15 protein-coding genes and 1 pseudogene are annotated in these 20,042 nt (G+C 67.5%); 6 read left to right on the forward strand and 10 right to left on the reverse strand.

The annotated features are described in order from the left end of the window. The 6 genes from Q0C41_RS21365 to Q0C41_RS21390 form a co-directional block, all read left to right on the forward strand. A partial coding sequence (locus Q0C41_RS21365; protein ID WP_291987299.1) for a glycosyltransferase occupies positions 1-875 on the forward strand: 875 nt, incomplete at its 5' end. Between the two features lie 121 nt (positions 876-996). Beyond that, positions 997-1,650: a class I SAM-dependent methyltransferase gene (locus Q0C41_RS21370; protein ID WP_291987301.1), complete on the forward strand. Its 654-nt coding sequence runs from the start codon at positions 997-999 to the stop codon at positions 1,648-1,650. A gap of 45 nt (positions 1,651-1,695) precedes the next feature. Beyond that, positions 1,696-3,033 (forward strand): nucleotide sugar dehydrogenase, encoded by a 1,338-nt coding sequence (locus Q0C41_RS21375; RefSeq protein ID WP_291987304.1) that lies wholly within the window; start codon positions 1,696-1,698, stop codon positions 3,031-3,033. A gap of 116 nt (positions 3,034-3,149) precedes the next feature. Then, positions 3,150-4,046, forward strand: coding sequence for a glycosyltransferase (locus Q0C41_RS21380; protein WP_291987305.1), 897 nt, complete (start codon positions 3,150-3,152; stop codon positions 4,044-4,046). Continuing rightward, on the forward strand, positions 4,043-5,569 hold the full coding sequence (locus Q0C41_RS21385) for a lipopolysaccharide biosynthesis protein (protein ID WP_291987307.1): 1,527 nt from the start codon (positions 4,043-4,045) through the stop codon (positions 5,567-5,569). Before Q0C41_RS21380 ends, Q0C41_RS21385 begins: the two co-directional genes overlap by 4 nt. 211 nt (positions 5,570-5,780) lie before the next feature. Beyond that, the gene (locus tag Q0C41_RS21390) at positions 5,781-7,127 is read left to right on the forward strand and encodes a hypothetical protein (protein ID WP_291987309.1); all 1,347 of its coding nucleotides are present in this window, start codon (positions 5,781-5,783) and stop codon (positions 7,125-7,127) included. Here the strand turns inward: Q0C41_RS21390 and Q0C41_RS21395 are convergent. The 10 genes and pseudogenes from Q0C41_RS21395 to Q0C41_RS21440 all read right to left on the reverse strand — a co-directional run. Further along, positions 7,050-8,159: a glycosyltransferase family 4 protein gene (locus Q0C41_RS21395; protein WP_291987311.1), complete on the reverse strand. Its 1,110-nt coding sequence runs from the start codon at positions 8,157-8,159 to the stop codon at positions 7,050-7,052. The genes Q0C41_RS21390 and Q0C41_RS21395 overlap by 78 nt on opposite strands. Before the next feature lie 5 nt (positions 8,160-8,164). Continuing rightward, positions 8,165-9,259: a glycosyltransferase family 4 protein gene (locus Q0C41_RS21400; RefSeq protein ID WP_291987313.1), complete on the reverse strand. Its 1,095-nt coding sequence runs from the start codon at positions 9,257-9,259 to the stop codon at positions 8,165-8,167. A gap of 1 nt (position 9,260) precedes the next feature. After that, positions 9,261-11,555 carry an alginate lyase family protein gene (locus Q0C41_RS21405; protein WP_291987314.1) on the reverse strand — a complete coding sequence of 765 codons (2,295 nt, stop codon included), beginning with the start codon at positions 11,553-11,555 and terminating at the stop codon, positions 9,261-9,263. Further along, the gene (locus Q0C41_RS21410; RefSeq protein ID WP_291987316.1) at positions 11,555-12,451 is read right to left on the reverse strand and encodes a phosphotransferase; all 897 of its coding nucleotides are present in this window, start codon (positions 12,449-12,451) and stop codon (positions 11,555-11,557) included. Before Q0C41_RS21410 ends, Q0C41_RS21405 begins: the two co-directional genes overlap by 1 nt. A gap of 152 nt (positions 12,452-12,603) precedes the next feature. After that, positions 12,604-13,965 (reverse strand): O-antigen ligase, encoded by a 1,362-nt coding sequence (locus Q0C41_RS21415; RefSeq protein ID WP_291987318.1) that lies wholly within the window; start codon positions 13,963-13,965, stop codon positions 12,604-12,606. After that, positions 13,962-15,011, reverse strand: a complete 1,050-nt coding sequence (locus Q0C41_RS21420; protein WP_291987320.1) for a polysaccharide deacetylase family protein — start codon at positions 15,009-15,011, stop codon at positions 13,962-13,964. The genes Q0C41_RS21415 and Q0C41_RS21420 overlap by 4 nt, the downstream gene beginning before the upstream one ends. Next, positions 15,008-17,416, reverse strand: coding sequence for a glycosyltransferase family 2 protein (locus Q0C41_RS21425; RefSeq protein ID WP_291987322.1), 2,409 nt, complete (start codon positions 17,414-17,416; stop codon positions 15,008-15,010). The genes Q0C41_RS21420 and Q0C41_RS21425 overlap by 4 nt, the downstream gene beginning before the upstream one ends. 5 nt (positions 17,417-17,421) lie before the next feature. After that, positions 17,422-18,807, reverse strand: coding sequence for a TIGR03013 family XrtA/PEP-CTERM system glycosyltransferase (locus Q0C41_RS21430; RefSeq protein WP_291987324.1), 1,386 nt, complete (start codon positions 18,805-18,807; stop codon positions 17,422-17,424). Between the two features lie 6 nt (positions 18,808-18,813). Then, positions 18,814-19,743 carry a CpsD/CapB family tyrosine-protein kinase gene (locus Q0C41_RS21435; protein ID WP_291987326.1) on the reverse strand — a complete coding sequence of 310 codons (930 nt, stop codon included), beginning with the start codon at positions 19,741-19,743 and terminating at the stop codon, positions 18,814-18,816. Then, a pseudogene (locus Q0C41_RS21440) lies at positions 19,740-20,042 on the reverse strand (hypothetical protein); the annotation flags it as partial. The pseudogene Q0C41_RS21440 and the gene Q0C41_RS21435, both read right to left, overlap by 4 nt.

The raw sequence follows: 20,042 nt of genomic DNA on the forward strand, positions 1-20,042 counted from the left end.
TGCCGGTGTTGATGCACGGGGAACATGGCACGCTGCAGACCAGGCCGGGTCAGATTCGCGCCCAGCGGTTCGTCTGGTCACGGGTCGACCGGGTGCTCTCCGTGTCGTCGCGGCTGGCCGAGCGGATGGCGACCACCGTGGGCGTGCCCCAGGACCGGATCACGGTGGTCCGCAACGGCGTCGACCTGGAGCGTTTTGGCGCCACGTCCCGGCGTGACGCCCGTCTCGCGCTGGGCGTGACCGACGATGCCCTGGTGCTGATCGGGCATGCCGGGCGTCTGGTCGAGGTCAAGAACCAGGCGCTGCTGGTGGCCGCGGCAGCGCGGCTGGCGGCGCAGGGACGCAGATGTCGCGTCCTGATTGCCGGTGAGGGGCCGCTGCGGGAGGCGCTGCAGGGCCAGATCGACGCCCTGGGGCTGGCGAGCGTGGTGACGCTGCTCGGCCATCGTGCAGACGTGGAGCGCTTCTTCGCGGCGCTCGACGTGTACGTGCTGTGTTCGACCTCCGAGGGTATGCCCAACACGATTCTGGAGGCGATGGCCGCCCGGGTCGCGGTGGTCGCCACCCGCGTGGGTGGCGTGGACGAGTTGGTCGTGGAGGGGGAGACGGGCCTGATGGTCCCCTCGAGCGACGAGGCTGGCCTGGCCGACGCGCTGCGGTCTCTGGTCGATGCCCCGGAGCGGCGGCAGGCGATGGCCGAGTCGGGCCGCCGGCGGGCGCTCGAGCGGTTCAGCGTGAGCGCGATGGTGGCAGGCTATGCCGCGGTCTATCGGGACTGCTGCGGAGCCGGGTACGATGACAGGTGGTGTGGCATTGACGGGAGCGCCAGACAGCGCAATGGCCACAATCGGGGAGATTCAGGCCGAGATGAATGAAGTAGACGGAGATTTGGACGATCGAGAGAACGAGCCGCAGTCTCTTTTGGGAAGGTTCGTTCGCTGGAACAGAGTGACATGCAAGCGGGTGCTTCAGCCGCGGCTGTACGCAGTCACGCACATGACCGCCCTGCACGTGTGGTACAGCCGACGGGTGAGACGGGCTGGAGGAGCCATGCTCGAGTTTGGCTGCGGAAGTACGTTCCGGTTGACTCGGCTCCTCGAGGGGCGGTTCGAGCACTACTTCGGCACCGACCTCGACGTCGTTCCGGAGGAAAGCATCCCACCCGGAGTGTCCTTCAAGCCTTGCACGACGACGTCGATTCCCTACGACGATGCAATGTTCGATGTGGTCGTGATCCGCAGCGTGATGGAGCACGTCGAAGACCCGGCTCGCACATTTGCCGAACTCGCTCGAGTGACCAAGGTTGGGGGCGAAGTGCTGATGAACCTGCCCAACAAGTGGGACTACGTTTCCGTCATCGCCAGATTGAGCGGTCCCTTGAAGTCCAAACTCCTGCGTGTGACTCGCCGGCCGAAATGGGAAGACTTCCCCGTCGTCTATCGGTGCAATACCAAGGCCTCACTCTCCAGACATGCGGCGGTCTCCGGGTTCGTGATTGAGGAGTTCTTGCCTCTGCCGACTCAACCGTCGTACCTCGCCTTCTTTGTCCCGTTCTATGTGGCGGGGGCTGTGTATCAGTTTCTGGTGTCTCTGCTTTTGCTCGATGTGCTTCAGCCGTCCTTCGTTGTCCGCTTGAAGCGCGTCGCATAAAGGGCGCCGCCCGCAAACCGTCGCCAATTCGAGGAGTATGCACACATGAAGATTGCCCTGTTCGGTCTGGGTTACGTGGGTGCCGTGTCGGCGGCGTGTTTCGCTGCGGCCGGTCACGACGTGACGGGTGTCGATGTCGACGCCAGCAAGGTCGACTTGATCAAGCGGGGTCGCTCGCCGGTGACCGAGCCCGGTCTCGACGAGCTGCTGGCCGAGCAGGTCCGCAGCGGTCGTCTGACGGCGACGACGGACACGGCGGCGGCGGTGCGGGCCTCGGACCTGTCGCTGGTCTGCGTCGGCACGCCGAGCCGCCGCAACGGCAGCCTCGAGTCCGGCTACCTCGAGCGTGTCGTCGAGCAGATCGGCGCGGCGCTGAAGGATCATGCGGCGTATCACGTGATCGTGATCCGGAGCACGGTGCTGCCGGGCGTGGTCGAGTCGGTGCTGACGCCCATTCTCGAAGAGAGCAGCGGCAAGCGGGTGGGGCACGAGGTGGGGCTCTGCGTGAACCCGGAGTTCCTGCGCGAGAGCAGTGCCATTCGCGACTTCCAGCAGCCGCCCTTCACCATCGTCGGCGAAACGGACAGCCGGGCGGGGGACGTCCTGTTGCAGGCCTACGCGCACATCGACGCGCCAGTCCGCCGGGTGCGCCCGGCCGAGGCGTCCATGATCAAGTACGCGAGCAACGCCTACCACGCCCTGAAGGTGGCCTTCTCGAACGAGATCGGTGCCCTCTGCCAGCAACTCGACATCGACGGCCGCACCGTCATGAAGGTGTTCTGCGAAGACCGCGACCTGAACGTGTCGCACCGGTACCTGCAGCCCGGCTTCGGGTTCGGCGGCTCCTGTCTGCCCAAGGACGTGCGCGCGCTCAACTACGTGTCGCGCGACAGTGACATGAGCACGCCGCTGCTCGCCAGCGTGATTCCGAGCAACGAGGCGCACATCGGTCGTGTCGTCGACGTGGTGCTGGCGTCGGGCAAGCGGAAGGTGGCACTGCTCGGTCTCAGCTTCAAGCGCGGTACCGACGACCTGCGCGAAAGCCCGTTCGTCACGCTGGCCGAGGCGCTGATCGGCAAGGGCGTGACGCTCCGCGTCTGCGATCCGGACGTGACGGTCGGCCACCTCGTGGGTCGCAATCGCGCCTACATCGAGGAGCGGTTGCCTCACGTCGCCCAACTGCTCGTGGCCGACTGGTGCGCGGCTGTGGAGGCCGCCGACGTCGTGATCGTGGCCAAGCGACTGGCCGGCACCGAGAACCTGGCCGAGGTCGTCCGGGCCGATCAACTGGTGGTGGATCTGGTGGGCATCGATGGCCTGCGTGCCGGCTTCCGGCCGTGGGCCGGTGCTAACCTGAAGCCTGCGGTCGTCGCCCAGTCGTGAGCGATGTTCGACTGACTGCCGGCGAGCAAGTGCGGCCAAGGCTGACGTACATTTCCTGGGCCGAGTCGTGCAGTCGCAGCGACGCAACGGCACGTGAGTTGGGCGGGACCTCGCACATGGTCTACGCGCCGGCGTACGGCAGCCGCGCCTCGACGATCCTCTGGAAATATCGAGCGCAGTGGCGTGAGACCACGCGCATCCTGCGCGAGGAGCAGCCAGACGTCGTCGCCGTGATGACGCCGCCGCTGGTCGCGGCGCTGGCCGTGCTGGGGTACGTGCGGCGGCAGGGCGCCCGTCTCGTGCTCGACGCGCACTCGGCGGCCTTCCTGCATCCGCGCTGGAAGTACCTGCAATGGCTGCAACGCTGGTTGTGTCGGCAGGCGGCCACCACGCTGGTCCACAACGACCACATCGCGGCCCTCGTGCGAGCCGCCGGCGGGCACGCCACGCTGGTCCCGGATGTCCCGGTGGTCTTCGAGCAGGTCGAACGGTTTCCACGCACCGAAACCTTCACCGTGGCCGTCGTGTGCTCGTTCAACTACGACGAGCCGGTGGCCGCCATCTTCGACGCGGCGAGGCTGACGCCAGACGTGCGCTACTTCGTGACCGGCAATCCCAAGCACCTCGCATCCGAGGTGAAGGCCGCCCTCCCTGGCAACGTCACGCTGACGGGGTTTCTCAGCGTGCCGGCCTATGGCGGCCTGCTGACCGACGCCGACATCGTCCTGACGCTGACGACCCGCGATCACACGATGCTTCGGGGCGCGTACGAGGCCATCTACCAGGGCACTCCGGTGATCGTCTCCGCCTTCGACCTCCTGCGGCGGGAGTTCCCGTCGGGGGCGCTGCATGTCGGCGCCGAGGCGGAGGCCATCGCTGCGGGCGTGGGGACCGCGCGGGCCGCGCTGCCGGCGTTGCAGGCCGGCGCCCGCGACCTGCGGGAGACGAAGTTGAGTCGGTGGCGCACGACCTGTGCTGACATCGAGCAACGCCTCCGGGGTGCGGTCAGGTGAACGAGACAGCGAAGGCGACAGGGGAGAACTACGGGAGCAGGGCCCGTCGTTCGGCGGTGTGGGATTTCGGGGGACGGCTCACCATCCAGGGCGTGGTCTTTGCGTCGTCACTGTTCCTCGCGCGGTTGCTGACGCCTGCAGATTTCGGCATCACGACGGCCGCCCGCTTCTTCATCACCCTGGCAACGCGTCTGACCCAACTTGGCCTGAACGCCTCGCTGGTGAGAATGAAGGAACTGCGACCGGACCACGCGTCCTCGGTGTTCGTCGTGAACCTTCTGGCGGGTGCCCTGTGCTTTGGGGCGCTCTGGATGTCGAGTCCGTGGATTGGTCGATATTTCGGCAGCAATGAGGTCGGTGCGGTGCTGCCGTATCTCGCGGTCACCTTCTTGATCACGCCTTGGGGCACGGTGGCATCAGCGATGCTGACTCGTCATCTGCAATACAAGCACAGCACCGCGATCCAGGTACTCGACACGGTGTCAGGCACCCTCCTGACCCTTGGGCTCGCATTCTTCGGATGGGGGTATTGGAGTCTGGTGTACGGGCCGCTCTTCGGTGCCGTGCTCTCGACATCGGCGAAGCTCTACGCATCTCCGTGGCGCCCAAGCCTCCTCGTGACCCGACGTGCGCTGTCGGAAACGATTGGGTTCGGTCTCGGGTTCCAGGCCAAGAATCTGCTGCTGTTTGCGTCAGCCAACCTCGATAACGTGGTCGTTGGTCGCATGCTTGGCGTCACCAGCCTCGGCTTCTACGACAAGGCCTACGGCCTCATGCACACCCTGACCAACCGGATGGCCTTCGATGCGTCCCTGATGCGCATCCTGGCCATCATTCAGGATGAACCCGATCGCTTCAGACGCGCCGTGCTGAAGGGGATTCGGGCCACCACCCTCGTCTCGTTTCCGATGCTGCTCACGTGTGCGTGCCTGGCTCATCTGATCGTGCCGGTGTTGTTCGGAGACCAGTGGCACGCAGCCGTCGAGCCCTTCCGCGTCCTCTCGATCGTCGGAATGTTCCGTTCCGTGATGCGACCGGTCCATGCGGCCAACGAGGCGCTGGGGGCCGTGTGGGTCCAGAGTGCTCAGCAACTCGTCACGGTAGCGGTCCTTGTCGGCGGTGGCGCGGTGGGTGCCCGCTACGGAGGCGTGGTCGGGGTCGCCGCTGGAGTTCTTCTGGCCGAGGTCATCCATGCCCTGCTTGCAGGCGACCTGCTTCGGCGACGGAGTCGGGTGTCTCCGGCCGACCTGGCGTCTGCCTGTGGGCCAGCCTTGTTGTTGAGTTCGTTCGCGTGCGCATCTGGTCTGATGGTTAGTGTGTCGTTGCAATCGCTCGGCTTGTTGCCAGCCTTGGACTTGATGGCTGGCGTTGCCGTCACTGTGGTGACGTATGCCGTCCTATTGTTGTGGACGCCGTTCCGAGAGCAGGAACGCGTCATCATGGAGATCGTCGACGATCTTGCGCCTCGACTTCGCAGTTTGCTCCCGCTGGGGATTCTGCGACGCGCACCTGGCAAGGCGTGAGAGAAGAGATCGAGGCTGCGCTTGGGCACGACTTTGTTACCGCCCTGTCGACAAACCGACGTGCGAGAAGTCGGATCCTGGCTTGGTGTGGCGGTCTCTAAGGATTCCGGCTTGGCGCGAGAATTGCTTCTTGCCTGGTATGCCCTCCTCCACAGGGCCATGGATTGATCCTATGTCTCCTCTACGTGCTTTCGTAACGGTACTGGTCGGCTTGGCGCTGCTGCTCGGACAACGCTTCACTCAGCGAGCGAGCGCGCAGGCAGACAATCCGCATGCGTACTTCAACACGCTCGCTGCGCGGAGCGACTTCTTCAAGGCGTACAGCATGCGCGAAGCGGGGCAGTTGCAGCGCATGCGGGATGGTGGATTCGCCGAGAACGCGAAGGATCCCATCCCGCTCATGATCACCTACGACCCTGGCTCGGACAACCATCCGAGGCGACAGGACGCTGCGAAGGTCGTGATCCCGTCGTTCTACACCGAGTCCAACGGGCATGTCCTGGCTGCGGACGTCGAACCGAGCGATACCTCGGTGTTCTTCGTCGGCATCGTCTCGGCGGACACGCCAAAGGACCGCTCCTTCAAGATTGACGACGAGATCATCACGATTGTCAGTCCGAACTGGGCCACAGGGCAGGCCACTGTCCTCCGAGGGCAGTTCGGCACCACTCCCGCGCGCCACACAGCAGGCACGCGCTGTCTCGTCAGCACCAACTCGACACCGGCTCAGGTGCGTTATCCCCTCAACCTCGAGGAAGGGTTCACGTATCTGGTCTCGTGGGAGGCGTATTTCACGGACTCCTATCTACGGTATGCCACCCACAGTCACAAGACGTTCCAGTTCACTCGGCCTGGAGACAACATCTGGTACGAGATTCGCACCCGCTATGACGGGGGCAGCAACTACCCACCGCACTCTCCGGCGCCTGGCTATGACAGGGGGCGTGACGTGTACATGGTGGACATGCGGTCGTACCAACCAGTTTGGGATGGCTCTTCGACCACATGGTCGGCGACGAACGGCAATGTGAGGGGGCCAGACAACTACGATGGGTCGAGTGGCGCACCGTTACTGCCGCTCCAGGGGGCGCAGATTGCCAAGGCGAACGAATGGGTCCGCTACTACGCCCAGTGGACGCTCCGCCGGGACGACTGGGACAACCTGAAGCTGTGGGTGGCTACAGAGAGCAAGGAACCAGTCCTGCTCTATGACGTCAACGTGTCAGCGCAGGCGCCCAGGGCTGGCGGCGCGCGCGGCGTCGACAAGTTTTGGCTGGAGTTCGATTCCTCGCAGGTTCGGCATATTCGCGGCGACCAACCCTTCGACCTGGTCGCGTACTGCAGGAATCTCGTCGTGCTCCGCAATGCCGGTGGCCCCGGCGACTGGGCGAGTCTCCTGGTTCGGCCGGTGCCGGGAGCCCAGGCCGTGCCAGCTCCGGCAAACCCGAGGAACCTTCGACGTATTGCCGGCCTGATGTCGTCACCGGCCGAGACGGGGCAGGATGCTGTCGGCAACTCTCAGCCAGGTGCGGGCGCGCTGTATTTCGGCGCGCGCTGAAGCACCAAGACGGCCCCGCTCGACCGGATCTTCGAGGCCCACCATCGCTGCGGTCAATTCAGAGGGAACTCCCGGGGCGAACAGCAGCCCGGTCTCGCCGTGGATCACGATGTCGCGGATGTTGGGCATGTCTGGTGCGATGACCGCCTTGGCCATCGCCATGTACTCGACCAGTTTCATCGGGCTCGCGACGCCGGTCCGCTCGTCTGCGACGACACCGACGTCGAACGCCGCGACGTAGCCGGCGATCTCGTCGCGTGGCACGCGGCCGGTGATGAACACCCGCTCCGCCAGTCCGAGAGCTTGCACTCGCGCCTCCACGGCCCCCCGTGCTGGACCGTCACCCACCAACAGCACGCGGGCGCCAGACGCCGCGGCCGCCTCGAGCAGCAGCTCGAGGCCATGCCACTCCCGGAGCACGCCGGTCCAGCCCAGCAGGAGTCCATCACCCTCAGACCACGGACCACGTTTCGGTAGCACGCGCTCCGGGTCGAACATCACCGGGTCCACGCCGTTCGGCACGACATCGGCTGGCCGGCCGGAGAGCGCCTCCACCTGCGCCGCCATGGGGGACGACACCGCGATCACGCGGTTCGCGGTGCGGAACGCCGCGCGCTCCACGCGTGCCGCCAGCGAGTGCAACGACTGCGGCTCGAAGTCGCAGTACGGCCGCGCCGAGTACACCGCGTTGACCTCCAGAATCGACGGCACGCCCGCAGCCCGCGCCGCGCGAAGCGCCGCCACGTCGTAGCGCGCGTGACGCTTGTAGAGCAGGTCCGGGTGCCAGTCGGCGATCAGGCGGCGCAGTTCCCGGTGCTCTGGCAGGTTGTACGCGAGGGTGGCCACCTCGAACGCGGCTCCAGGGAGCCAAGCCTTCAGTCGAGCAGCGCGGCCGGCGCGGGCATCGGCGGTTGCTGCCGGGCCCACCACGCGCACCTCGTGGCCGAGGGTACGGAAGGCGTCCACCATCGCCGCGATGTGGATGCCCTCGGCCCCGTCGCCCAGCGTGCGGTGGTGATACAGGATGCGCATCGGCCTCAGCGCGTGAGCAACGCGACCTCGTCAGCCAGCGTGTCGCGCACCTCGAGGTCGGCCTGGGCCGCCATCACCTCGGCGCGATGGTCGATGGTGTGCAGCACGGCGGCGGCCATGCGCTCGGGATCCTCGGCCGGATAGAGCACCACGCCGCGCGGCCGCGACCCGTTCTCGCAGGCGACGACCGGCGTCCCGAGGGCGATCGACTCCAGCACCGACGAGGCGACGCCGTCGGTGATCGGCGTGCGCAGGTAGAGCACGGAACGCTTCAGCGCCGTGAGGAACGAGTCGTGATCGAGGTCCTCGAGAATGCACACGCGGTCGGCGAGCTGCAGCTCGGCGATGCGTCGGTCGAAAGCCTCGCGAATCTCCGGCTCGAAGTGCCCACCGTAGGCGCCGCACAGCACGACGCCGATGTCGGGCCGCGCCGCGCACATCGTCGCGATCCCCTCCACCAGCGTGAGGGGATAGAACAGCTTGCGCAGTCGCACATAGACGAACACGGTCTGCGGATAGCGCTGGTAGAACGCCTCGAGCTGGGGCGGCAGCGCCTGCGGCGTGAACTCCAGGTACTGCGCGCTGAAGGCCGGGATGGGGACGATCTTGCTCGCCGGCACCCCGTACTGCTGGATGCACACCTTCACCGCGTCGCTGTTGCAGATGATCTGGCGCTGGAGCGCGAACAGCAGTCCGTACAGCGGCGTCCACGTCCACGACCGATGCACGGGGAAGTGCCGCTGCGTGGCCCCGGCGTGGAACGTCAACACCGGACGGCGGCCGTGCAGGAGGCTGATCAGCGAGCCGATGACCGCGAGCACGGTGCCCTTCACGGCGTCACCGCTCGCATGCACGTGCACGAGGTATCCGGCGCGGCTGAAGCGCCAGACCTTCGTGACGAAGTCGCCGCCGCCGAGCACGGTCTCGTATTCGGGACTCGGGATCGTCCGGCTCGTGCCGAGGTTCAGCACCGTGCAGGTGTGACCTTCGGCTTCGAGGCGATGCTTGAGGTACTCGACGCGGATCCCCCAGCCCGCCCGTGGGGGCGGGTACGAGGTGATCTCGAGGATGCGCGCGGGAGGACGCGAGGGTGTGGTCATGTCAGGCGTGTGGCGTGGGCCCGAGCCGACCGACCGGCGCAGGCACGGCGTAGGGAGCGGCGTCGGCACGTTCGAACGAGAGCAGGGGCGCGTCCGGGCGTCGCGTGCGGGCACTGGCATCGACGCGCACGACCTCGCGCATGCCGTCCACCGTCACCACGAGGTGATCCTCTCCACCGGAGTCCACGGTGACCGGCCGACCGCTTGCGAGACCCGGCGCGATCACGGTGACGAGCACGGTGCGTTCCTGGCCCGATCGCGTGCGCAGTGACAACCGGGGCGCCGGGGTGCGCACACCGAGACTGGGGGCCACCCAGCCCGCCTCGGGACCATCGCCGCCCTCCGTTCTGGTTTCGTTCCAGAGCAGCGGACTGGTCCAGTGCAGGCGCGCGATGTCGCCGTACGCCATGCCCGCGGCCCCGTCCGGGGCGAGCGTCGCGCCGGGAGCGAACTGGAAGTTGACTTCGAGGTCGTGGTCCCCGGCGCCGACGAACTCGTCGACGATCACCAGGTACCCGGCGGTGCGATGGCAGACCGCGCGCCGATGCGTGACACCGGTGTCGCTGCGATCGAAGCCATCGTGGGCCCCGACGAGCCACGTGGCCGTGGCGTCGGTGTGCCAGCCCTCGGGACGCGCGCGGTAGCTGTGCGCCCACGCCATCTTGCCGAGATGCAACGCCTGGTCACGGCCGTCGACGCGCGCCGTGTTGTGCGCCGCTGTCTCGCGGAAGTGGGCCTCCCACGCGCCGCCGCTGTTGTAGGCGTAGAAGCCGGAGTCGATCAGGACGCGGCGTCCGGCGAGCGTGACCAGCACAGAGAGACAGTCCGCGTGCCCGTGCATCGAGTTCGGGATGGCGTCGGGCCGCATGCCGAGGGCCTGCTCGCCGCAATCGACCACCACGTAGTCGGCCTGCGGCGTCCAGTCGGTCCGCATCACGTAGTAGCCGCTCTGCGGGAGTGCGATGGCGGTCCGCTCCGGCGTCGTCGCCGGGAGGCGGTCGAAGGCCTCCAGTCCGGCGGGGCCGAGCAGCCAGAGGGCGTCTTCGTGGAACCGTCCAGCGGCGAACTTCAGGTCGCCGCGGTCGAACAGCACGGCGCCGAGGGCCTGGTAGGGCCGGAAGTCCCAGAGCGGCAGGTGCTCCATCCGGATCGGCTTGCCGTCATCGGCACCGCCGATCTCCGGGATGCGGCCGTCGGGTTGCAGCAGCGCCGTGCTGAAGTCGAGACCGCGCTCGATGGCGGACCACACGGCCGGCGACAGCGTCTCGCCGACCTGGCGTGCGGTGAGCGCCGCCAGCAGATAGTCGCCGACACTGGCGTGGTGGTAGAAGGTCGACTGCTCGACCGTGCCGCCATCGGCGTAGAACTGCTCCCCGAGCCGGCCTTCGAGGACGGTCCGTGCCGTCGCCCGCCAGCGCGCGGCATCGGCGAACTCCGGAAACGACGCCCCGAGCATGTAGAGCGCCGACGCCTCGCCGATGAGGTGATTGTAGGGACTGGAGTAGTGCTCGAGGTGGGCCTCGATGAAGCGCGCGGCATCGTACATGCCGCACAGCCACTCGAGGTGGAAGGCCTCGTCCAGCGCGTGCCACGAGAGGGCATAGGCCCACACCCATGAGAAGGCGCGAAATGCCGGCTCGAGGGCACACGACCAGTGCACGCCGGTGGCGTACGGATTGCCGGCCATCCAGCTCCGTACGAGATGCTGCAGGCTGTCGAGACTCGCGCGGTCGTCGTCCAGGAACACGGCACGACCGAGGTCCACGAGGTACTGCTGCCGACTCAGCTCCCACACGTGCTTGACGTCGCCGCAGCCGATGTCGCCGCGATGGACGGGCACGTCGGCGTGGTACACGGCGGGCCAGGGCTTGCGCGTGACCGGGTCGTCCTGCCACGGGATGTCCTGACCGTACTTGAAAGTCTGACCGAAGAACGAGAACCGATGCGCGCGGGTCTCGGCGGCACGGGCCTGCATGTCGGCACGCTCGGCGGCATAGCGGGTCGCAAACAGGCCGCGCATGGCCTCGCGCTGCTGGATCGACGGCAGGAACCGCGAGGCGCTGTCGGCCCGCGCCGACAGCAGGCGCGCCTGCCAGTCGGGGGTCTGCAGGTCGGGCCGCAGGGCGCCGCGCAGGCGATCGGGCGGCGCAAGGGTGCCAGCCGCGTAGGCGCGCCGTTCGCGCAGCACCGCGATCTTGTAGCGGACCCGGTGCGCGAGTTCCGCCGCGGGCATGGCGCGGAGCTTCTGCAACCGCCGGCCGAGACCGATCAGTCGATCTGGACTCGCGCTGGCCATCAGAGACCTGCGCCCCGGTCGAGTTCGGCGGCAATCCACCGTCGGTGTGCACGGGCGACGGCGCCGTTGTAGAGCGTCTCGGGAAAGCGAGCCGGCTTCAAGGTCAGCGTCCCCAGATGATTCACGCGGTGCAGGAGCGTCAGCAGGCGATAGAGCGGATGCGCGTCGGAGAGGCCTGGCTCGAAGCCCTCCCTGAGGGCTGACTGGAGGTGCCGCACGGTGGCGCCGCTGATGTGCGGCTTCACCGCAAGGAGATCGAGTTGGAGGCTGAGCCGGGTGACGTCGAGCAACCGCAAGGCCTGGCGGGCCATGGCGAAGTCGAGGACGACAATTCGGTCGTCCGACACGAGCACGTTGGCGAGCGCCAGGTCGGCATGCGCCAGACGCGGGACGAGGTCGTCCGCCGAGAGCTGCTGAGCCAGGCACTCAATGTGAGCAAGGACGCGAGACCGCCACGGCGAATTGAAGAGGGGCCCGCCTTCTCGCTCGAGACGGATGAGGCGCACATCGACGTAGCTCGCGATGTCTGCAGCCGTGCCCATCGGGCCGTGCGGTTCGACGTCGTGGAGCATCCGGAGAAAGGTTCCGCACTGGCTGAGGACCTGCGCGGCTTCCAGTCGAGCCGCGCGAGAAGCCCAGACCGCCATGCGAGGGGGCAGGTAGTCCAGTAGCGTAGGGCCGGCAACCTCCTCCGTGGCGATGGCCAGTGACTCAGGGTAGCAGGCCACCGGCGGCACGACGCCGAGGCTCGGGCGACCATGGAAGACCGTCTGCATCCGCTGCAGGGTGTCGAACTCGTGCTGCACTCGTGCCCGCATCGCATCGAGGCCGCCAGGATTGTCTCTGGGCTTGAACACCTTCACGTACAGCCCGCAGCGCGCATCGGACGGTGGCACGGCGCGTACGAGGTATCGGCCCACGTAGGAAGCCGGACGTTCGACCAGGGAGACACGAGTCAGGGTGACCGCTGCGACTCCGAGATGCCGCGCCGAGTCGTGCCTCAGAGCCTCATCGAGGGCGTCGAGGCCAGAGGCGCCGGACCGTGGGGTCACGGCTGCGCCCCTGCGGGTGTCAGTTCCGAGCCCGTCCACCGCGCATTCCGATCCAGCGCTTCCTGGGTGGTTGAGGCATCTGCGGCAACGTTTTCGGCGTGTTCGGTCCGCTGGATGCGCAGCAGGGCGTACGACAGACCGACCAGCCAGTAGCCCGCCTCGGCGTACAGGCGGTCCGTGAAGGACGCGGCGACGAGGAAGGCGATCAGAGCCAATTGCATACCGAAGGCCCGCCAGTAGAAGTAGCCGTGTTCTTCTGGTCGCGCCGCCCGCTTGACACGACGCAGATTCAGGAAGGCCGAGGCATAGATGCCGATGAAGCAGATCAGACCCAGGGCTCCCCACTCGGAGGCGACCATCGCGTAGGTGTTGTGGGGGGCCCGGAGATCGCCGCCGTGCGATTCCACGATCTCCGGGATGTACTTGGGGCTGAGGAGGTGGAATCCCCGGCCACCCGTGCCGAACGGGTGGTCCTTGACCAGTTCCAGTGCGCCTTGCCAGGTCACAAGCCGGCCCTGCGCGGAACCGTCCTGCGGGTTGGCGGTGGTCTGTTGTCTTCTGATGAACTGCGGGTCGGCGAGCAGCAATACGGCCACCACCATACCGATGACGGCAGTGACGGTTCGCATTCTGTAGCCGCTCTTGATGAGGCCTATCCCGGCCAGGCCCGCGACGCCGAGGCCCACCATCGACCCACGACTGTTGCAGAGAATCAGCGTATTGATGATGAACGGGGTCGCCAGCAGTCCCACCGCCCGCAGCCGGGGGTTCTTCTCCGTGATGGCGTAGATCAGCGCGAAGGGTAGCGTCGTGACCAGGTGCGCTGCGGCGCCGTTGTCCTGCAGGGAATCTCCCGAGCCGATCTCGACCAGGCGCCCGGCCTCCCGCTTCGGATCACGATACGCTTCCCAGCCCCACCAGAAGGCCCCAAGCACGTGCGCCGTGACGAACGCATTGAAGTGTTGCCGCGTGCGGATCACGCCTGCGGCGAGCATCGGGAAGATGATCGCCATCTTGCTCCACTCGGTCACCCATTCGACGGACAGGTCCTCGTCGATGGCCGTCGTGAACGTCACGCCGATCATCACCGCCAGCAGACACACCAACCAGCGCGCGGCGAAGTTCGGGGTGCGCACGAGTGGCTTCAGCGATGTCCGCCTCAACGCGAACGTCAGGCCGAGCACCATCGAGATGATCAGGTTGTACCGAAGGACCGGCAGGTCGTCGCCCCACCATTTGAGGGCGGGGCGCATGTAGTACTCGAGCAGGTAGCCGAGCGCGCCATACAGTGGGTTGAGCACCGAGGCAGCGGCAAGCGACACGTACAGCAACACCCAGATCAGGGCGGTGAGGCTCACGCGTGTGTCTCCGCGCGCCGCGGCGCGGGTCTGAAGGCAAAGCGCTCGACTTCGAGCGCGAACACCAGGTCCTCGAGACGCTCCTCGATCTCGACGCGCTCCATGGCGTAGGGGTCGCTGTCGGGCGTCGTGAACCCGTTGCTCGAGGTCGCCGCACCCGTGAAGCCGGCCCGTCGCGCCATGTCGTGCAGTTCGGGCGTGTGATACCGCTCGGCACCGCCATTCGGGTAGGAGAACTGCGTGACCTCGACGCCGAGGCGCTCCCGCAACACGCGTCGGCAGCCATCGATCTCGCGCCAGGCATCCTCGGGACCGGCACTCGGGAGGTTGGTGTGGGTGAGCGTGTGGCCGCCCATGTCCATGCCCAACGACACCATCTCGCGGACCTGGTCCCACGTCAGCATGGTCGGCGTCGGCGCGGCCGGCACACCGGCCAACTGGCGCAGCTCCGCCCGCAACGCGTCACGGACCGGAATCGGGTGCCCCTTGCACAGCTTCGTCAGGGTCTTGATGGCGCGGTAGCGATCGGTCGCCGTCGCGAGTGGCAGCGTCTGCGCCCGGGGCACCGTGATGGTCACGGCAGGACCGCGGAGCGCCTCGACCAGCGTCTTGATCTCCGTGGGCCAGAACGGCTGGCCGTCGGCAAGGCAGTCGGCCGTGAGGTAGAACGTCCCAACGACGCCGTACTTGTGCAGCGTGCGGGCGGCGCCCAGATTGTCGGCATAGCCGTCGTCGAAGGTGATGGCGACGGCGTTGGGCGGCAGTGGCTGACGCGACGTCAGGCGCGCGACGGCCTCTGGAAGGGGCAGGACGGCGTACTGGCTCGAGAGATACGCGATGTGGGCGTCGAACGCCTCCGGCGAGACGCAGATCCCGGGGTCGGCGTACGCATAGCCCTCCGGACCGCACACCGCGTGGTAGCGCAGGATGGCCACGTTGCGGCTCGGGGCGAGCGTGCGCAGGGCGCGGCACCCGCCGCTCCTGAACAGCAGGGTTTTGCCGGCCGGCGCGATCGATCGACGAAGTCGGGAGACGAGAGCGTTCATGCGGGGCTGACCGGCGTACGCGGGAAGCGCTGCCAGGCGACCGCCTGGCCGCCGATGATGCCACGCAGCATGCCAGCCGCGGCCGCCACGTGCACCATGCCGAAATAGTAACAAACGCCTATCGGCAGCAGGCGGCGGAGCCACTCCACGCACCCGAGCAGGCCGATGCCCATCGCGACCACGGCCGACCACCACAGGATGGCAAACGGGAGACCCTGGTTCCGCAGCGCAAAACAGCTCATGAAGAAGATGGCGCCGATCACCGGCGACATCCACCGCAGCACCTTGTGCGAGATCAGCGAGAAGACGGCCTGCGGCGCCGCCCACGGGATCTGTCGCCGTCCCCGGCGCAGGAACTGCACCGCCCCGGCCACGATGCGGGTCTTGCGGGAGAACTCCTCCCACGCCGATCGCGACCCGTGCTCGAAGGCGACCGCATCGGGTTCGAACACCACCCGCATGCCCTGCCTGATCACCGACATCGGCACGGCCATGTCGTCGAGGACCGTGTCGGACGGCGGTGGCTGGAACAGCGATCGGCGCAGGGCGTACAGGGCCCCGTCGACACCGACCATCGAGCCGAGCTCCGACTCGGCACGCTGCAGCCACCGCTCGTACCGGTAGTACAGGTCTTCCGGCATCGCCAGGGCTGCGCGGTCGCCCGTCAGGACCACATCGCCGCTGACGGCACCCACGCGCGGGTTCCTGAAGTTGCGCACGAGTGCGCGCACGGCGTTCGGCCGCATGAACGCGTTGGCGTCGGTCATCACCACGATCTCGCTCTCCACCGTCTGCATCGCCTGCGCAAGCGTCGCGATCTTGCCCCTGCGCCGGGGGTAGGCCAGCAATGCGACGCCGCGATCGGCGAAGGATCGTGCAATGGCATGCGTCCGGTCGCGCGATCCGTCGGAGGCCACCACCACCCGCAGGCGGTCCTGCGGATAGTTCACCTCGAGACAGTTCTGCAGCTTGCGCGCGATCACGTCCTCCTCGTCGTGTGCGGCCACGAGGAGCGTGACGCTGGGGAGTTCGGCGTCCTCATGCGGGCCGGCATTCACCGGTCGATGCCTGAAGAAGCCAACCGATGCAATCAGCAGCGGATATCCGGCGAAGAGATACACCATGACCGACAGCGAGGCCCAGAACACGACTCGCACCAGGTCCGGATGCTGCTCGAGCATCACCCCGAACCAGGCAAGCAGGAGCACGCCCGCGACGAGTCCGCTGCCGGTCCACAGATCGACGACGCCGGTTCGTCCGCTCGTGCCGGCGGTCAGACGAGGCGGCGTCCAGACGCCCGACGTCTGGCCGAAGGTGCCCTTGAGGAGGCCGACCACCGACGCGAGGTTGAGCACGCCGAAGTACCAGGCCACCTGCAGGATGCGCCGTGTCTCGGGCACTGCCATCACCAGCAGCACCATGGCCGACAGGGCGGCCCAGACCCAGGGGGCCGCCGCGATGAGGGGCGGCAACACCAGGCCGAGCGCGCCGAGTCCGATGCCGAGCAGGAACAACCCGGTGAACCAGCGCAGCACCTTGTGCGAGACGATCGAGACGGCGAAGAACCCGACCTTCCACGGCTTCAGGACGTCGCTGGCGCGCCACACCGCCCGCCAACTTCGGCTGATGATGCGCACACGGCGACGGTACTCCTTGTTCGTGTCGCCCGCGGCCTCTTCATGGCAGATGGCCTCGGGCTCGTACACCCCGCGCCAGCCGGCGGCGACAATCTGCAGGGGATTCAGGAAGTCGTTGATGCCGTCGTCGGGCAGGGTCTGCCAGAGGTGACGACGGATCGCGTAGATGGCGCCATCGCCACCGACGCTGGAGCCGACCGCGGTCTCGAGACGCTTGAGCTGCATCTCGTAGTTCCAGTAGGTGCCCTCGCCCTCATCGGCGGCGCCATCGGCGTCGCCGAGATACCGGGCTTCGCCGGTCACACATCCCACGTCGGGATCGGCGAAGTTGCGCACCAGCTTGCGAATGGCGTCGGGTTCGTAGATGGCGTTGGCATCCGAGAACACGACGATCTCGCTCGTCAGCCGCGGCAGCGTGGCATTGAGGCCGGCCGTCTTGCCGCGCCGCTCGGCCATCCGCTGCAGTCGCACCCCACGCGCCTCATAGCCCTGCACGATGGCATCGGTGCCGTCATCCGAGGCATCCGAGATGACGACGATCTGCAGCAGGTCCGCGGGATAGTCGAGGGCGAGCGCGTTGTCGATCTTCGAGGCGATGACGTCGGCCTCGTTGAAGGCAGAGATCACCAGGCTGACCGAGGGGGTGATGTCGGCCTGTCGGATCGCCCGCGGACCGCGGATCGCCACGATGGCGCGCAGCAGCAGCGGATAGCCCACCAGAACGTAGGCCACCAGGGCTCCGCAGCCCACGAGGAGCGACAGCCACACCGTCGTCACTGTCCGCGCTTGAGCACGACGGTCTGCACCGTCTTGAACAGGACGAAGAGGTCGAGGCCCACGGAGAGGTTCTTGATGTAGTACAGGTCGTACTGCAGCTTCTCCATGGCATCTTCGACCGACGCGCCGTACGTGTAGGACACCTGCGCCCAACCGGTGACGCCGGGCTTGACGCTGTGGCGCTGTCCGTAGAACGGAATCTGCTCGGTCAGCATCCGCACGAACTCCGGGCGCTCGGGCCGCGGCCCGACGAGGCTCATCTCGCCCTTGAGCACGTTCCACAACTGCGGCAGTTCGTCGAGCCGGGTCTTGCGCAGGAAGGCCCCGACTGGCGTGACGCGCGTGTCGTTGGCCTGCGCCCACACGGCGCCGGTCGCCGCCTCGGCATCGGTACGCATCGAGCGGAACTTGTGCACGGTGAAGGTGCGCCCACGCTGGCCGACGCGCTCCTGGTGATACAACGCGGGACCCGGCGAGGACAGGCGCACTGCCAGCGCGACCATCCCCATGATCGGCGCCGCCAGCAGCAGACCGATGGTGGCCGCCAGAATGTCGCCGACCCGCTTGGTGGCCGTCAACACCGGGCTCTTGCGGAAGCCCTCCGAGAAGATCAGCCAGCTCGGTCGCAGGTTCTCCAGCGCGATCTTGCCCGTGTACTCCTCGTACACCGACGCCAGGTGGTCGAAGACGACCCCGGACAGTTTCATGTCGAGGAGCTTGTCCATCGGCAGCTTGCCCCGGGCATCGGCCAGGCTGACGACCACGCGGTCGACCTGATGCTGCCGCACGATCTCCGGGATGTCGTCGACGCTGCCGATGACGTGTTCGTCGACCCCGACAGGCCGCACGCCGTCGGCATCGACGAAGCCGACGATGCGGACGCCCAGTTCCTGGCGGCGCGTCTTGATCTCCGTCGCAAGGGAGAGGGCCGCCGGCCCGGTGCCGACCACCAGCAGTCGCTCGCTCGGCCCCACGCGTCCCACCAGCCACTCGAAGGCGACGCGCCAACTGGCGACCAGCGAGATGACCGCCGCAGCGGCCAACACGAATACACCGCGCCCGATGACCAGCACCGGGAACCAGTAGTACAGCGCCGCGAGCACCAGGGAGGCCGCCCCGAGTGCCTGCAGCACCCGGACGAACAACTCACGCCGATCGGCGACGACCCGCAGGTCGTACAGTTCGGCGTAGTACAGACACACCTGACAGACTCCGACCACGAGCGCCATCTTCAGCAGGGGCTCGAAAGCCTGAGCGCCCTCGAGGACGTCGCTGCCGAGCCGGAGGGTGGTGGCCAGCGCGAGGGCGCCCATCAGCAGGGCACTCTCGAACAGGATCAGCACCACGCTGCGCCAGGTGACGTGCTGAAGCACGGTGGCCATCGAGGATCAGCCCTGCTCTGCCCGTGGGCGGGCCTGGCCGTAGTAGTCCGCGTAATACCCCGACTTCTGCGTGCGGTTCGGCTCGGCGCGATTCAGCACCACGCCAGCGATGCGATGACGACCGATGGCTTCGCTGGCCCGCTTGACGAGGTCGAACGGCGTCGACGTGGCGCGCACCACCAGCAGCGCCACATCCACCATGCCGGCCAGGAGGTTGGCATCGGTGAGCAGACCGACCGGAGGCGTATCGATGATGACGAAGTCGAAGGCGTCGCGGGCCTCGTTCAGCAACTGCCGCATGCGATCGGACGTCAGCCCGCCGAGCGGGTCGGCGTTCGGCTCGCCAGCCGTCAGCAGCGTGAGGCGCGGCGTCACCTGCACGAGTGGCGGCGGCTCGCCGCCACTGAGGATGTCGCCGAGTCCCTTGAGCGACACGGTGTTGAACACCTGGTGCAGCGACGGACGACGGAGGTCGGCGTCGATGAGCAGCACGGACCGGCCATAGGACCCGCTGAGGACGACCGCGAGGTTGGTGGCGGTGAGCGTCTTGCCTTCGCCCGGGACGGCACTCGTGACCATTACCACGCGCACGCCGCGTTCGGTCTGCAGGTGATGGACGAAGGCGCCGAGGCGCCGGTACTCCTCGACCACCTGGGGCGGAAGTTCGCCACCGACGATCTTCTCGGCGTAGAGGCGCCCGATGGGAAGCACACGCGTGTCGCCGCTGTAGGCCGGGGACACGCCGAGTGCCGCGCCCGTGGCCGGCGCCGCGCCGGCCACGGCCTGAGTCACGGGCGGCAGCACGACGTCCTGCTCGCTCGCCGGCAGGGCGTCATCGACGGCCCACGGATCGGCGGGGGAGGACTCGACGTCCGGCCGGTCTGCCGGGGCGTCGGACTGCTGAACTCTCGACAGGGCCTGTTCGATGCGGCTCATGCGCGGTCACTCGACGAAAAGAAAGAAAAGGGGCGAAGCAGGCGTCGGAGCCACGACGTCTGTTCGGCGTCCTGCGGATCCGTGCTCGGCGCCGACGCCGATCCAATCGGCACGACGCGCACGCCCGAGAGGAACCCCGGCGGTTGAGTGACCGGCGGGCCCGTCGGGCGGACCGGCGTCAGCGCGCGCGTGGGTGAGGGTGGGGTCGTGGTGGCCGGAGGCGTCCGGGGCGCCACCGGGGATGCCGCCTCCGGCGCGCCGGTCGGCGCGAGCGCCGTGGCCGTGCCGGAAACACGATT

The sequence above is a fragment of the Luteitalea sp. genome, from assembly GCF_022842525.1.
Taxonomy (GTDB): Bacteria; Acidobacteriota; Vicinamibacteria; order Vicinamibacterales; family Vicinamibacteraceae; genus Luteitalea.

Excerpts from the sequence above, each read along its gene's own strand:
- Q0C41_RS21380 (WP_291987305.1), top strand. The coding sequence starts at position 3,150 with ATGGTCTACGCGCCGGCGTACGGCAGCCGCGCCTCGACGATCCTCTGG.
- Q0C41_RS21420 (WP_291987320.1), bottom strand. The coding sequence starts at position 15,011 with ATGAACGCTCTCGTCTCCCGACTTCGTCGATCGATCGCGCCGGCCGGC.
- Q0C41_RS21370 (WP_291987301.1), top strand. The coding sequence starts at position 997 with ATGACCGCCCTGCACGTGTGGTACAGCCGACGGGTGAGACGGGCTGGA.
- Q0C41_RS21375 (WP_291987304.1), top strand. The coding sequence starts at position 1,696 with ATGAAGATTGCCCTGTTCGGTCTGGGTTACGTGGGTGCCGTGTCGGCG.
- Q0C41_RS21430 (WP_291987324.1), bottom strand. The coding sequence starts at position 18,807 with ATGGCCACCGTGCTTCAGCACGTCACCTGGCGCAGCGTGGTGCTGATC.
- Q0C41_RS21405 (WP_291987314.1), bottom strand. The coding sequence starts at position 11,555 with ATGGCCAGCGCGAGTCCAGATCGACTGATCGGTCTCGGCCGGCGGTTG.
- Q0C41_RS21395 (WP_291987311.1), bottom strand. The coding sequence starts at position 8,159 with ATGCGCATCCTGTATCACCACCGCACGCTGGGCGACGGGGCCGAGGGC.
- Q0C41_RS21400 (WP_291987313.1), bottom strand. The coding sequence starts at position 9,259 with ATGACCACACCCTCGCGTCCTCCCGCGCGCATCCTCGAGATCACCTCG.
- Q0C41_RS21435 (WP_291987326.1), bottom strand. The coding sequence starts at position 19,743 with ATGAGCCGCATCGAACAGGCCCTGTCGAGAGTTCAGCAGTCCGACGCC.